12 protein-coding genes and 1 tRNA gene are annotated in these 14,077 nt (G+C 65.8%); 5 read left to right on the top strand and 8 right to left on the bottom strand.

What is annotated here, in order from left to right:
• Window positions 1-26 precede the first annotated feature (26 nt).
• The 6 genes from OG300_RS21155 to aceE all read right to left on the bottom strand — a co-directional run bounded on the left by OG300_RS21155 (window position 27) and on the right by aceE (window position 8,552).
• Window positions 27-1,457 carry an acyl-CoA carboxylase subunit beta gene (locus tag OG300_RS21155; protein ID WP_405484126.1) on the bottom strand — a complete coding sequence of 477 codons (1,431 nt, stop codon included), beginning with the start codon at window positions 1,455-1,457 and terminating at the stop codon, window positions 27-29.
• Between the two features lie 164 nt (window positions 1,458-1,621).
• Window positions 1,622-2,872, bottom strand: a complete 1,251-nt coding sequence (locus tag OG300_RS21150) for a KasA/KasB family beta-ketoacyl-ACP synthase (RefSeq protein WP_405484124.1) — start codon at window positions 2,870-2,872, stop codon at window positions 1,622-1,624.
• 10 nt (window positions 2,873-2,882) lie between these two features.
• Complete coding sequence (acpM, locus tag OG300_RS21145) at window positions 2,883-3,185, bottom strand: meromycolate extension acyl carrier protein AcpM (protein WP_405484122.1); 303 nt, start codon at window positions 3,183-3,185, stop codon at window positions 2,883-2,885.
• Window positions 3,186-3,289: 104 nt separating this feature from the next.
• Window positions 3,290-4,204, bottom strand: coding sequence for an ACP S-malonyltransferase (locus tag OG300_RS21140; RefSeq protein ID WP_405484120.1), 915 nt, complete (start codon window positions 4,202-4,204; stop codon window positions 3,290-3,292).
• A 127-nt stretch (window positions 4,205-4,331) separates the two neighbouring features.
• Window positions 4,332-5,636, bottom strand: coding sequence for a PucR family transcriptional regulator (locus OG300_RS21135; RefSeq protein WP_405498622.1), 1,305 nt, complete (start codon window positions 5,634-5,636; stop codon window positions 4,332-4,334).
• Window positions 5,637-5,681: 45 nt separating this feature from the next.
• Window positions 5,682-8,552, bottom strand: coding sequence for a pyruvate dehydrogenase (acetyl-transferring), homodimeric type (gene aceE / locus OG300_RS21130; protein WP_405498621.1), 2,871 nt, complete (start codon window positions 8,550-8,552; stop codon window positions 5,682-5,684).
• Between the two features lie 281 nt (window positions 8,553-8,833).
• Here aceE and OG300_RS21125 point away from each other — a divergent pair, with 281 nt between their 5' ends.
• From OG300_RS21125 to OG300_RS21110, 4 genes are all read left to right on the top strand, one after another.
• Window positions 8,834-9,391: a hypothetical protein gene (locus tag OG300_RS21125; RefSeq protein ID WP_405484118.1), complete on the top strand. Its 558-nt coding sequence runs from the start codon at window positions 8,834-8,836 to the stop codon at window positions 9,389-9,391.
• A 137-nt stretch (window positions 9,392-9,528) separates the two neighbouring features.
• On the top strand, window positions 9,529-9,951 hold the full coding sequence (locus OG300_RS21120) for a DUF3052 domain-containing protein (protein WP_405484116.1): 423 nt from the start codon (window positions 9,529-9,531) through the stop codon (window positions 9,949-9,951).
• A gap of 121 nt (window positions 9,952-10,072) precedes the next feature.
• Window positions 10,073-10,537 (top strand): peroxiredoxin, encoded by a 465-nt coding sequence (locus tag OG300_RS21115; RefSeq protein ID WP_405484114.1) that lies wholly within the window; start codon window positions 10,073-10,075, stop codon window positions 10,535-10,537.
• 54 nt (window positions 10,538-10,591) lie between these two features.
• Window positions 10,592-10,663, top strand: a tRNA-Val gene (locus tag OG300_RS21110).
• A gap of 99 nt (window positions 10,664-10,762) precedes the next feature.
• Here OG300_RS21110 and OG300_RS21105 read toward each other — a convergent pair.
• Window positions 10,763-11,200, bottom strand: a complete 438-nt coding sequence (locus tag OG300_RS21105) for an ester cyclase (RefSeq protein ID WP_405484112.1) — start codon at window positions 11,198-11,200, stop codon at window positions 10,763-10,765.
• Window positions 11,201-11,373: 173 nt separating this feature from the next.
• On the opposite strand from OG300_RS21105, the gene OG300_RS21100 reads away from it, so the two are divergent.
• Window positions 11,374-12,168 (top strand): alpha/beta fold hydrolase, encoded by a 795-nt coding sequence (locus OG300_RS21100; RefSeq protein ID WP_405484110.1) that lies wholly within the window; start codon window positions 11,374-11,376, stop codon window positions 12,166-12,168.
• Window positions 12,169-12,196: 28 nt separating this feature from the next.
• On the opposite strand, the gene OG300_RS21095 is transcribed toward OG300_RS21100, so the two are convergent.
• Entirely contained in the window at window positions 12,197-14,029 is a 1,833-nt protein-coding gene (locus OG300_RS21095; protein ID WP_405484108.1) for a PQQ-binding-like beta-propeller repeat protein, read from the bottom strand.
• Between the last annotated feature and the right edge of the window lie 48 nt (window positions 14,030-14,077).

The following is a 14,077-nucleotide window of genomic DNA, read 5'->3' as shown; positions in this document are numbered from 1 at the left end:
CCCGCTTTACGTTGCCGCGTAACGGATTACAACGGGATGTTCTTGTTGTGCTGCGGCCGCGACGGGGCGGCGGCCAGTGCGGCGGCGATGGTGGAGCGGGTCTTGGCGGGCTCGATGACCTCGTCGACGACGCCGATCGAGATGGCGCGCTGGACGCCGCCCGCGATCTGCTCGTGTTCGGCGGTGAGGCGTTCCAGCATGGCTTCGCGCTCCGACTCCGGGGCGGCCGCGAGAGCCTTCTTGTGCAGGATGCCGACCGCGGCCTTGGCGCCCATGACGGCGACTTCGGAACCGGGCCACGCGTAAACCGCTGTGGCGCCCAGGGATCGGGCGTTCATGGCGATGTAGGCGCCGCCGTAGATCTTGCGGGTCACCAGCGTGACGCGGGGGACGCGGGCCTCGGCGAAGGCGTGCAGCAGTTTCGCGCCGCGGCGAACCACGCCCTCGAACTCCTGCGAGAGGCCGGGCAGGTAGCCGGGTACGTCGGTGACGACGATCAGCGGGATGCCGAAGGCGTTGCACAGGCGCACGAAACGTGAAGCCTTCTCGGCACTTTCGGAGTTGAGGCAGCCACCCAGGCGGATCGGGTTGTTGGCCAGCACGCCGACGGTGCGGCCACCGAGACGACCCAGACCGACGACCATGGAGCGGGCGTAGCCGCCCTGCAGTTCCTCGAAAGAGCTTTCGCCGTCGACATTGTCGAGCAGCTCGTTGATGATCGGCTTGACGTCGTAGGCGCGCTTGGCCGACTCCGGCATCATGGCCTTGAGGTCGACATCGCCGTGTTCGGCTGCGGCCAGGTCGAATTCGCCCTGCTCGGCGAACATCGAGACCAGGCGGCGCGCACGGTGCATGGCGTCCTGCTCGTCATCGGCGACGATGTGGCAGACCCCGGACTTCTTGCCGTGCGTGATCGGCCCGCCCAGGGTCGCCATGTCGACGTTCTCGCCGGTCACCGTCTTCACGATGTCCGGACCGGTGACGAAGACGCGGCCCTCGGGCGCCATGATCACGATATCGGTGAGCGCGGGGCCGTAGGCGGCGCCGCCGGCGGCGAAGCCCAGCACCACGGAGATCTGGGGCACCTGGCCGGAAGCTCGGACCATGGCCTCGAAGACCAGGCCGACAGCGTGCAGCGCCTCGACGCCTTCGGCGAGACGCGCGCCTCCCGAATGCCACAGTCCGACAACGGGAATCTTGGAGTCGATCGCGGTATCGATCGCGTCGACAATGTGCTTGCAACCCTCGACGCCCATGGCGCCGCCCATGACGGTGGCATCGGAGCAGTAGGCGACGGTACGGACACCGTCGATCTCACCGATGGCGGCGAGCACACCGGACTTGTCGCGGGGATGCAGCGGGAGAACGGTTCCGTGATCGAAGAAGCGCTGCAACCGGCCCAGCGGGTCACGGGGATCGGTCGCGGTGTCTGCGTGAGCGGGAGCCATGATGGTCATCGCAAACTCTCCTCTATAGGAAAGGCGGTCGCTGAGAGCGGCTGCGAATGTCTAAGTCCCGGCGGGATTTCCGGGTGCGGGATCGCCATCCGGAGATCCCGCCGGGACCGCTGTCTTACTGACCGATACAGATGCGCGGTGTCTGATCTACCAGTTGTTGCGTGTCAGTACCGGCCGAAGGCGAGCGCGACATTGTGCCCACCGAAGCCGAAGGAGTTGTTGATCGCGTACTGAATGTCCTGCTGACGCGCAGCGCCGTGCACGACATCCAGATCGATCGCCGGATCCTGGTTCTCGAGGTTCAGCGTCGGAGGGACGATACCGTCCCGGATGCTGAGCACCGTGAGCACCGACTCGAGAGCGCCGACAGCGCCGATCGAGTGGCCCAGAGCCGACTTTGGCGCGTAGACCGAAGCGTGCTGAACGCCCGCCTTGTGAATCGCGTTCGCTTCCGCGGAGTCACCGATAGGGGTGGCCGTCGCGTGAGCGTTGATGTGGGTGATGTCCTTGGGGGACAACCCGGCGGTCTGCATCGCACGCTGCATGGCGCGAGCCGCACCGCTGCCCTCCGGATCCGGCGCCACCAGGTGGAAACCGTCGGAGGTGATACCCGCGCCCAGCAAACGGGCGTGGATGGTGGCACCACGTGCCTTGGCGTTCTCCTCGGTCTCGACGACCATGAGAGCGCCCGCCTCGCCGAAGACGAAGCCGTCACGATCCTTGTCGAAGGGACGCGAGGCCGCCTTCGGATCGTCGTTACGGGTCGACATGGCCCGCATCATGGAGAACGCGGCGATCGGCACCGAGTCGATGAAGCCCTCGACACCACCGGTGACCACCATGTCGGCGTCACCCATGACGATCATTCGCCAGGCGTTGGCGATGGCCTCCGAACCCGACGAACACGCCGAGACCGGAGTGACCACTCCTGCCCGGGCCTTCAGTTCGAGACCGACGACGGCGGACGGACCGTTCGGCATGACCATCTGAACAGCCAGCGGCGAAATCTTGCGATAGCCACCGTTCTTCAGCTTGTCGACCGAATCGATCAGCGCGTCGCCGCCGCCCAACCCGGTACCGATCGCCACGGCGAGCCGCAGCGGGTCGATGTCGGGTGTGCCGGCGTTCTTCCAGACCTCGCGACCGAGCACGATCGCGAGACGCTCGACATAAGCCATGCGACGAATCTCGACACGGTCGAGCAGCGTGTCCGGCGACACCTTCAGGTGGCCGCCGATACGAACCGGAAGGTCGTACTCCTCGATGAAGTCGTCCTCGAGAACGTCGATGCCGCTCTCGCCGTTGAGGAGGCCCTTCCACGTCGCATCGACGTCGCCGGCGATCGACGTGGTCGCCGCCATGCTCGTAACGACGACGTTGGGGAAGTTCCCGTTCAAGGTGGAAGGAGTGGTCACGGTGTCGGTCCTAGGCCTCGGAACCGAACTTGGACTTCAGCTCGGCGGCCGCATCGGAGTTCTCGGCCTCGAGCTTCTGGATGTACGCCACCGCGTCGCCGACGGTCTTCAGGCTCGCCAGGTCCTCGTCGGGGATCTTGACGCCGTACTTGTCCTCGGTCTGGACGGCGATCTCGACCATCGACAGCGAGTCGATGTCCAGGTCGTCGACGAAGGACTTCTCGATGGTGACCTCGGAGGGCTCGATACCGGTCACCTCTTCGATGATCTTACCGAGCTCTTCGACGATCTGTTCCTGGGTCAGAGCGGCCACTGTGGTGGCTCCCTTCTTGTTTCCTCTAGAGGGAATGGATGGATTTACTGTTTTGCGACCCGAACGCTTCCGTCGCCGTTGACGGGAGCGGGCCGCGAGCCAAGCTAGCTTGCCGAGGTGAGATCGGCGAGCGCGGGGAGGTCCGCGGGGGTCTTCAACGCCAGGTTCGGGGTGCCCTTGAGCTCCCGTTTGGCGATGCCGACCAGGGTGCCCGCCGGCGGCAACTCTGCCACCGCGGAAACCCCTGCCGCACGGATCGTTTCGGTGCACAGGTCCCAGCGCACGGGGCGCGTGACCTGGGCAGCGAGCTTATCGATCGCGTCCTGTCCGGAGCTGACCGGCGCGCCGTCGAAATTCGACAGCAGCACCCTGGTCGGCTCGCTGAGACCGATCTTGGCGATGGCCTCCGCCACGGCGTCCTGGGCGGGTGCCATGAACGCGGTGTGGAAGGCGCCGGCGACCGGCAACGCACGGACGCGAGCCTTTTCGGGCGGGTTCGCGGCGAGGGCTTCGAGCGCCTCGAGCTTACCCGCCGCCACGATCTGACCCACCGCGTTGCGGTTGGCCGGGATCAGGCCGAGTTCCTCGAGCCGGGCCAGCACGGCGGCTTCGTCACCGCCGAGCAGTGCGGACATTCCGGTCGGCTCGAGTGCGCAAGCCTTGGCCATCTCCGCTCCGCGGATGGCGGCCAATGCCACCGCGTCGTCAGCGGAGATGACTCCGGCGACGGCAGCGGCGGCGAATTCGCCGACCGAGTGTCCGGCGACGATGGTATCCGCGGGAAGTGAATCCTGCGGGATTTCCGCGAAAGCCAAAAGGGCTGCCGCGACGACGAGCGGCTGGGTGACGGCCGTATCGACGATCTCTTCGGCGGTCGCAGTCGTGCCCAGCCGCAGCAGGTCCAGCCCCGAGGCCTTCGACCACAGCGCGACGCGGTCCGCGGCGCCGGGCAGTTCGAGCCAAGAGGTGAGCATGCCGGGTGTCTGAGAGCCCTGTCCAGGGGCGAGCAATGCGATCACACCTCAAGAGAACACTGTGAGGGGGCTCTCACGAGATGTCGGCGCGAATGAAGCTTGCTTGGCAGATTTGTGGGGAGTCCACAAAAGGCCTAGTGGGTTGCCCGGATCGCCCGATCCCCGGATCCTGTTACATCCCATCCTTAGGGTCTGTGACGGGAGTCATATCAGTGGCAGGAGTGGGTGTTTCGTTACGGGTTCGTGTCAGCCGGCCTACTGTGGCCGCGATACGTAACACGTAGGCATCGCGCGGGTTCATCGGATCCCGGCCCGTGATGTCGGCGATGCGCTTCAAGCGATAGCGCACAGTATTTGGATGAACGTACAGCTGGCGGGCGCAGGTTTCGACGGCTCCACCGCAGTCCAAATAGGCGTCCAGCGTGTCCGACAAATCCGCGCTGGCGGCGGCCAACGGTAGCACGAGATGCTCGTTGAGGGCGTCTATCGCCGCGCGGTCACCCAGCAGCGCGCGTTCGGGCAACAACTCCGCCGCGTGCACCGGACGCGGGGCGCTGCGCCACCCGACGACGGCCTCCATACCGGCCATCGCCTCCACCGAACTCACGTGCGCGGCGGACAGCGTGCGCATGGTCGGGCCTATTACTACGGGGCCCTCGGAGAAGGCCTCGGCGAGCAGGTCCGCCAGGAACTGCGACGGGTACAGCGTGTCGCCGAGATGTCCGCTGACTACCATTACCAGCCGCGAACCCTGCACCACGGCGAGCGCGTTTCGGCCGTGCCGAGCCGCCGCGCTATGTACGGAATTGACAACAGCCACCTGATCCTTGGGAGGTGTCCCAACCAGGACGGTCGCCGGTGCTGTCGCATCCCAATTGAGAGTGGCCGCGCGCGAGAGCATTTCGGGCCCGGTATCGCCACGCACCACGGCGTCGACGACCAGCGCCTCCAACCGGGTGTCCCACGCGCCGCGCGACTCCGCGGCCGAGGCGTACACCGAGGCGGCCGCGAAACCGAGCTCACGCCCGTATCGCAGCACCGCCTCGGTGAGCGCCACCAGCTGCCGGTCGTTTCTGGCCAGCGCCGGCAGCCACTGCTCGAAGAATTCCATGGCCACTCGGACCATGTCGACGGTCTGGCGCAGCGTGAGCCGCCGCGCCAGATCGTCCGGAATCACTTGGAAGGCATCCAGCGAGAACCGGATATCGGACTCCGGATCCTGCAGCCATTCCAGGAAGTTCACCACCGCGGTCTGCACCAGCATCTGGACGCCGGCCCGCTGGGCGGCGTCCAGATTGGCGAAGAACGGCAACCGGTCCTGCATCGACGCCACAGCCTCGGTCGACAGGCGACCGGAGAACTGCTTCACCCGCTTCAGGAGCGTGTCCGGAAGTGGGTCGCGCGTTTGCCGATTCGGGGAGAGCGCGCCGGTCGGCAGATACACCTCGTGTTCGGAGGAGGACCCGTCCTCGTTGATCCGGCGCGGTTTCGGCGGTTTACGTTCCACAGTGTTTATGTTCGGCTATGCGTCGCCACCTTCGGTACCGGGTGCCGCCTTCGGCGCGGCGTTCACATCGTCGATGCGATAGCGGGAAGCTGCCTCGGCGACCGTGGCCGCAGCCACCCTGCCCTGCGCGGCCAATCCCTGCAGTGCGCCCACCACGATCGACGCGGCATCCACATTGAACACGCGGCGTGCGGCCGCGCGGGTGTCGGAGAAACCGAAACCGTCGGTGCCCAGGGTGACGAACTCGCCCGGCACCCACTGGCGGATCTGATCCGGCACCGCGCGCATCCAATCGGAGGCGGCGACCGACGGGGCCTGGGTCGCGGACAGCAGCTGGGTGATGTACGGCTGACCCGGATCCTGTTCGGGGTGGCGGAGTTTCGCGATCTCCTTGGCCAGGGCGTCCTTGCGCAGCTCGCCCCACGAGGTCACCGAGTACACGTCGGCCTGCACACCCCACTCCTGCGCCAGCATCTCCTGCGCGCGCAGACCGTCCGGCATGGTCACCCCGGAGACCAGGATGTTGGCGCGCAACTGACCCGCGCCACCGGCCTGGTAGAGGTAGATGCCCTTGAGCAGACCCTCGACATCGAGGTTCTCCGGCTCGGCGGGCTGCATGTACGGCTCGTTGTAGAGGGTGATGTAGTAGAAGATGTCCTCGCCACCGAATTCGTGGTGCTGCGAGTGTGATTCGGGATCGGTGCCGGGCAGCGCCTCCTGATAACCCCCCTGCACCAGACCGCCGCCGTACATGCGGCGCATGCCGTCGCGCACGATGTGGGCGATCTCGAAGGAGAAGGCGGGGTCGTACGGGACGCAGGCCGGGTTGGTGGACGCCAGCAGCATCGAGTGACCGTCGTTGTGCTGCAGGCCCTCACCGGTCAGCGTGGTTCGCCCGGCGGTAGCTCCGAGTACGAAGCCGCGCGCCATCTGGTCCGCCGCCGCCCACAGGCCGTCACCGGTGCGCTGGAAGCCGAACATCGAATAGAAGATGTAGAGCGGGATCATCGGCTCGCCGTGGGTGGCGTAGGAGGTGCCGACCGCGGTGAAGCTCGCGGTGGAACCGGCCTCGTTGATGCCCTCGTGCAGGATCTGCCCGATGCTCGACTCTTTGTAGGCAAGCATCAAATCAGCGTCGACCGATGTGTACAACTGGCCGTTGCGGTTGTAGATCTTCAACGAAGGGAACCACGAGTCCATGCCGAAGGTGCGGGCCTCGTCGGGGATGATCGGGACGATGCGCTTGCCGATCTCCTTGTCGCGCAACAGCTCCTTCATCAGGCGCACGAAGGCCATGGTGGTGGCCACGCTCTGCTTGCCGGAACCCTTGCGGACCGAACGGTAGGCCTCGTCGCCCGGCAGTTGCAGGGGCTTTGCCATGGTGCGCCGCTCGGGCACGAAACCGCCCAGCTGCTTGCGGCGGTCCATCATGTAGTTGATCTCGGGCGCTTCCATGCCGGGGTGGTAGTACGGCGGCAGGTAGGGGTTGGCCTCGAGCTCGGCGTCGGTGATCGGAATGCGCTGCACGTCGCGGAACGCCTTCAGATCATCGAGGGTCATCTTCTTCATCTGGTGCGTGGCGTTGCGGGCCTCGAAGTGCTTGCCCAGGCCGTAGCCCTTGATGGTCTTGGCCAGGATGACCGTCGGCTGTCCCTTGTGCGCCATCGCCGCCGCGTAGGCCGCGTAGATCTTGCGGTAGTCGTGGCCGCCGCGCTTGAGGTTCCAGATGTCGCCGTCGGAGAGGCCCTTCACCAGTTCCTTGGTGCGCGGGTCGCGGCCGAAGAAGTGCTCGCGCACGTAGGCGCCGTCATTGGCCTTGTAGGTCTGGTAGTCGCCGTCGGGCGTGGTGTTCATCAGGTTGACCAGGGCGCCGTCGCGGTCGGCCTGCAGCAGCGAGTCCCACTCGCGGCCCCACACCACCTTGATGACGTTCCAACCGGCGCCGCGGAAGAACGACTCCAGCTCCTGAATGATCTTGCCGTTACCGCGCACCGGGCCGTCGAGGCGCTGCAGGTTGCAGTTGATGACGAAGCTGAGGTTGTCCAGGCCCTCGTTCGCGGCGACCTGGATCAGGCCGCGCGATTCCGGCTCGTCCATCTCGCCGTCGCCCAGGAACGCCCAGACATGCTGATCCGACGTGTCTTTCAGGCCGCGATCGTGCAGGTAGTGGTTGAACCGGGCCTGGTAGATGGCGTTCATCGGGCCCAGACCCATTGACACCGTGGGGAATTCCCAGAAATCCGGCATCAGGCGCGGATGCGGGTACGAGGACAGACCGTGGCCGGGGCCGCCGTGGCTGTACTCCTGGCGGAAGCCGTCCATCTGGTCCGGCGTCAAGCGGCCTTCCAGGAACGCGCGGGCGTAGATGCCCGGCGAGGCGTGGCCCTGGATGAAGATCTGGTCGCCGCCGCCGGCGTGGTCCTTGCCGCGGAAGAAGTGGTTGAAGCCGACCTCGTAGAGCGCCGAGGACGAGGCGTAGGTCGAAATATGCCCGCCCACACCGATTCCCGGCCGCTGTGCGCGGTGCACCATGACCGCGGCGTTCCAGCGGATGTAGGCGCGGAAGCGGCGCTCGGTCTCCTCGTCGCCGGGGAACCAGGGCTCGTTCTCGGTGGGGATGGTGTTGACGTAGTCGGTCGACGTCAGCGCCGGGATGGCGACGTGGCGTTCACCGGCGCGCTCGAGCAGGCGCAGCATGAGGTAGCGGGCGCGGCCGGGGCCTTCGCGAGTCAGCATTTCGTCGAACGAGTCCAGCCATTCGCTGGTTTCCTCCGGGTCGATGTCCGGCAGGTATGACGCCACCCCCTCGCGAATCACTCGGACCCGGCCCCCGGCCGGGCGATTGCGGGCCGATCCGTTGGCGGGATTCGGCGGAGTCGGGTGCATCAAGTCGGTCAAGACGGTTTGCTCCTCGTACGCATGGGGTGGGACATCTGGTGTGGCGTCAATACCCCGGGTATCCGCCGGTCGGCGGCATACCCGTACTGATTGGTTTGGGGCGCATCTCACATCCTTGTCGATGATGCGGCCCAGGTCATCATGTCAGCCGGAAATCCAGTACGGTTCTCCAGGGAACCGAGACGATCGTGATCAGGCCTCCAGGCGTGCGTGACGGCCGGAGGCCCATGAGCGTCTCTGACTGGTACAGCAGTGGCTGGGGAGGGCGAGTGAAGCAGCTGAACCCGCGTGGGTTCGGGTTGGTGTGCGCATCCGCGGCGGTGGCGATCGGGTTGCTCCTCGCCGGGTGCGCGAACACGGTCGAGGGTACCCCGACGGCGAATCAGGTCGAGGTCAGCTCGTATCGGTCCGAGGTGGCCACCTCTTCGGCGGCGGCGAGCGCTTCCAAGCAGGCGGCCGCGACCGCCAAGGCCATCGCCGACAACTGTGACCCCTTCCGCAAGACCACCGGCACCGCGGTCGATCGCTACAACGACTTCGTCGACGCGCACGACGGCAGCACCGCCGACCAGAACGACAAGCGGGACGCCGCGGCGGGCGCGCTCGACGACGCCGCGAAGACCGTCGAGGGTCAGGTTGCCGCCTCCGGCGCGGACCTGGCGGCCGATTTGGGACAAAAGTTCACCGATTATGTGGCGGCGGCTCGAAATTTGGCCGCAGAGGTGCGCAAGATGACAACCGGGTCCTCCGTCGCACCGCTGAACGACGCGAGTCGCAAGGTCAACGACGCGTTGAACGCGGTCCGTGCGGCGTGTCCCGCGAAGTGAGACCGGGCTGTCCGACCGGGGGCGCGGGTCTCACATACGACATTTAGGGTGCGATTTCGGTCGATCAGCTTGCGCTGCGGGCTTTTACCATGTTCGCTTGCAACTACCTATTGTCGGGACTTGAGGAGGACACCACCGTGGTCGCCGCGGCGGACGCGCAGAACTACGCTCAGAAGCTTGGCATTTCACACGGCATGGTGGTTCAAGAGCTGGGCTGGGACGATGATGCCGACGACGACCTGCGAGCAGGTGTCGAAGAGGCGATCGGTTCCGAGTTATTGGACGAGGACACCGACGAAGTCGTCGATGTCGTGCTGTTTTGGTGGCGGGACGGGGACGGTGATCTCGTCGACGAGTTGATGGACGTCGTCGGTCCGCTCGCCGATGACGGCATCGTCTGGGTTCTTACCCCCAAAACCGGTGTGACAGGCCATGTCGATCCCAGTGAGATCGCCGAATCCGCAGTGCCGGCCGGTCTGAACTCCACGACCCCGGTCAGTCTCGGTTCCTGGACGGGCACCAAGCTCACCCAGCCCAAGACGCCCTCCAAACAACGCTGAACCGAACCTCCACTAAGGTTTGATCCAGCCGAGTGCCACATGGCGGCGCGACGCGAAAGCGTCTCGCCGCCATGGTGCGTTCTCCGGCGCTGCCGTGTCGCCGACTGGATGGAGTTCTCGTATGCCGCTCGAAGTCGGCACGCTCGCACCGGACTTCACGTTGAAGGACCAGAACAACCAGGAGGTGACCCTCTCCTCCTTCCGCGGCGAGAAGAACGTCCTGATCGTCTTCTACCCCCTGGCCTTCACCGGCATCTGCCAGGGCGAGCTCTGCAAGGTCCGCGACGAACTCCCCAAGTTCCAGAACGACAGCGCCGAAATCCTCGCCATCTCGGTGGGCCCGCCTCCCACCCACAAGATCTGGGCCGCCGAACAGGGCTACACCTTCCCCCTGCTGTCCGACTTCTGGCCCCATGGCGCGGTAGCCCAGCAGTACGGCGTCTTCAACGACACCTCCGGCTACCCCAACCGCGGCACCTTCGTCATCGACAAGGACGGCATCATCCGCTTCGCCGAAATGAACGGCCCCGGCGAGCCCCGTGACCAGCAGGCTTGGGAAAAAGCCCTCGCCACACTAGATTCATAGACCGTTGCCTCCACCGTGGGGCACGATCCGATTCGGCCTCGGCCGGATCACCCGGGGCGTATAGCTCAGCGGTAGAGCACTGGTTTTACACACCAGCGGTCGGGGGTTCGATCCCCTCTGCGCCCACCTTTCGAAAACCCAGGCCACGCCTGGGTTTTCGTGTATCGGCCTCTGCGCGTGAGCGGTGCCGCAGCCCGACCAGTGGGTCCGTGACTTCGAACGAGATCAAATCTGGACGCCGATTTGGTGCAGTAGCGTGATGTCGTCGAAAACCGCTCGCGCCTCGGCGATCTTGCCGTCGCGCATGGTGTACATGCCGAGCTGTGTGTATTCGACCGGGCGGCCGGTGGCGGGTACGCCACGCAGTACGGCCGAGTGCGTGCCGCGGATGATGATCCGAACCCACACCTGGTCGCCTTCGGCGACGATCTGGTCAGGAGTGAATGTGGCGTCGGGCAGTGCCTCGAGGTAGGCCAGCAGGAAGCCCTTGTAGTCCTCGACTGTGAACGTGGCCTTGCCGGTGCGCGCGGCGAAGGTCGGGAAGTCGCAGTCCGGGGTGAAACAGTCCCAAATCGCTTGCAGGTCACGCGTATCGGCGTCACCCACCTCGAGGAAGTGGCGGATCGCGTTCTTGTTGACAGCTTCGAGCGTCGGGGTCGACATCAGGTCTCCAATAGTCTCATTGATACCGTTTCAGTGGGACTGAATCTATAGTCTCAATGAGACGATGTCAATTGAGCGAGGTGCGCTCTCCCGATCTGTTGCAGCAGGTGTCATGATCGATTCGGTCGCCTACCTGCGGTCGGGTCGGTGCGGATCCGTGGATTGGACTTGGGATGGACGAGCTGTACTTCACTCGCCGGGGGCAAGGTGAGCCGCTGCTGTTGATTCATGGGTTGGGGGATGACCACCATGCTTGGGATCGGGTGGTGCCGTTGCTTTCCGGGTTCGATGTGGTGGCGGTTGATCTGCCTGGGCATGGGAAGTCGGCGCGGCTCGGGGGTGGGGTGCGGCCGACGCCGGATGCTTTGCGGAACAGTTTGATCGGGTTGCTCGATCGGTTGGGGATCGAGCGGGCGCATGTTGCGGGGAACTCACTTGGTGGGTGGATGGCGTTGGAGTTGGGGCGGGTTGGTCGGGCTCGGTCGTTGAGTTTGTTGTCGCCTGCGGGGCTTTGGACGGGGCGGGAGCGGGTGCGGAACAAGGTGTTGTTCTCGGTGGCGGGGGTGGCGGCGGGGAACTTGGAGCCGTTGTTGCGCAGCGTTGTTAGGACGAGTGCGGGGAGGGCGGCGGTGCTTTTTCCGATCGCGGCTCATCCGAGGGCGGTGCCGGTGGAGGCTGCTGAGTCGTTCGTGGCCGCGCTTGCCGGGGCGGCGGGGTTCTATGACACTCGGCGGGCGGTGCAGGAGAGTCGGTTTCGGGGTGGGCGGGATATCTCGGTGCCGGTCACGGTGGCGTTCGGGGCGAAAGATCTGTTGTTGACGCCGGATCGAGGGCAGTGCGGTGAGGAGCTGCCCGCGCATGCGGTGTGGTCGCCCCTGCCCGAGTGCGGGCATGTGCCGATGCTCGATGACCCCGAGGCGGTGGCCGCCGTCATTCGTACGACGATCGGCCGAGTAGCGAGCGTGTGAGCGCGCGGGCGCTGTCTTGAAGCGGGGCTTAAGGTTCCGGGGCGTATCCGATGATCACGGTCGGTGCGCGTTCGGGAGTGTCCGCTCCGCATATGAGGACGAGCGCGGAAGCGGTGGGGACGAGACGGGTGGATCCGCAGTACCGAGTTGCGTTTTCGATCGGCTGGGTACTCGCGGGGCTGCCGTCGGTACGGCTCCATGAGCGCACACTCTGTTGGTAGCTGCCGCCGGACTTTTGCTGTGATATCGCGACTATTTCGTTGTGCAGGTAGACGACTCGATTGGCGTAGGGGTCTCGGAGGTGCGGGTCCGGGATGGTGAGGGTGGCGGCGGTGTCGCTGTTGGCGTCGACGGTCTGCATGACGTTCTGCGGGGCGTGGATGTCGAGCGCTACCTGCGGTCCGGACGGGTCTGCGCCGATGGGGCTGCCGGTCCGTCGGATCGGGGCCGAGGCGAGGTGGGCGGGGGAGTCGATCAGCAGGTAGGAATCAGGGTCGGGTTTACGCAATTGGACGACGACGGTGTTGGCGAGTCTTTGGGTAATGGCGGGGAGCGGGTCATTCTCGAGTGCGCCTTGGCCGACGGCCCTGGTGGCGGTGATCGTTCCGGTGTCGGCGTCCAATGCGAGGATCTGCCACCAGGATTGGGTCCCGTCACTGCACTGCTGGATGCGGTAGACGGCGGTGTCGGTGCGGATATCGGGGACGTTGCCGTTCCACGAATCGCGGGTGGGGCCGGGGCATTCGGGGGATCGGGTGTCGGTCAGCCAGAGTCGGGCGCCGGTGCGAGCGTCGTAGCGGGCGATCTGGGTGGGGTTGCCCAGCGTCAGGGGGCCGGAGAGGTATTCGGAGCTCTTGCCGCCGACCATCCATGCCCAGCCGACCGACCCGGTATCGCGGTTGAAATCGGTTTCGGTCCACAGGAGTTCGCCGGTGGTGGCGTCGAAGGCACGGTAGCCGAGGTTGCTCCAGGCTGCGACGACCACGTCGCCCTCGACGGCCAGCAGTGAACCTGAGGCGTATCCCATTGCCAGTCGGCCGTTTTGGCGGGTGCGGAGGTAGTGCCAGCGTTCCCGGCCGGATCTTCCGTCGTAGGCGGTGAGTCCGGCCTGTGTGGCGACGACGAATCCGGTTCCGGCGGCGACGATGTCGGGGTTCTCGTTCGCCGGGATCTCGACGCGGTAGCGCTCGCTGCCCAATCGGCCGGGGATTGCCGGGATGTCGGCGGTACCGGCGGTCGTGTGGTCGAAGTTGGCGTCGTCGTCGCCCGCGCGCACCGCGGCGAAAGCGGCCGTCGCCGCGATGACCAAACCTGCCGCCACCGCGACCGCGACGATACGGCGGTCGATCCGCCACACCACGCTCACGCGCGGAGTCAGGCCGAGCACCAGCACACTGCCGACGCCGACGAGCCCGGTGGCCGTGATCGCTGTCGTCAGGCGCGAGAAGTACGGGTACTGGGTCCGCAGATAGTCGACCATGCTCGGCAGATGCGACGCCATCACCATGATCACCAGCGTCAGCACGATCACGATGATGACCAGCGTCGCGAGAACTTCGTACTGACCCTCGAATTCGTCGTACCCACCCGATTCACGTCCGCGACGGAACGCGATCGCCGTCAACAGGAGCGCGACCGCACCGGCGACAACGGCCGCGACCGCGAACCGTTCGGGCGTGCCCACGACGCCCGCGGAGCGGAAACCCCAATCGTCCAAGGGGACCGTGGCGGCCAGGAATCGGCTGTACAGACCGAGCAGCATGCCGCCGAGTAGCAGCCCGAATCCGATGCCCGCCAGGATGATCCGCACCCACTGGGCACGGGTCGTGGTCGGTTCCTGCACCGCTGTCTCTGCTGTCATCAGAACGTTCCCCCAGTCTCGACGGCCGATGAATCCGATGAGAATCGC

This window comes from Nocardia sp. NBC_00511 (assembly GCF_045161165.1).
Classification (GTDB): Bacteria; Actinomycetota; Actinomycetes; order Mycobacteriales; family Mycobacteriaceae; genus Nocardia.
Note: the sequence above shows the minus strand (reverse complement) of the source record. Positions and strands in the feature narration are given on the sequence as shown.

Excerpts from the sequence above, each read along its gene's own strand:
- OG300_RS21100 (WP_405484110.1), top strand. The coding sequence starts at position 11,374 with ATGGACGAGCTGTACTTCACTCGCCGGGGGCAAGGTGAGCCGCTGCTG.
- OG300_RS21155 (WP_405484126.1), bottom strand. The coding sequence starts at position 1,457 with ATGACCATCATGGCTCCCGCTCACGCAGACACCGCGACCGATCCCCGT.
- aceE (WP_405498621.1), bottom strand. The coding sequence starts at position 8,552 with ATGCACCCGACTCCGCCGAATCCCGCCAACGGATCGGCCCGCAATCGC.
- OG300_RS21095 (WP_405484108.1), bottom strand. The coding sequence starts at position 14,029 with ATGACAGCAGAGACAGCGGTGCAGGAACCGACCACGACCCGTGCCCAG.
- OG300_RS21105 (WP_405484112.1), bottom strand. The coding sequence starts at position 11,200 with ATGTCGACCCCGACGCTCGAAGCTGTCAACAAGAACGCGATCCGCCAC.
- OG300_RS21115 (WP_405484114.1), top strand. The coding sequence starts at position 10,073 with ATGCCGCTCGAAGTCGGCACGCTCGCACCGGACTTCACGTTGAAGGAC.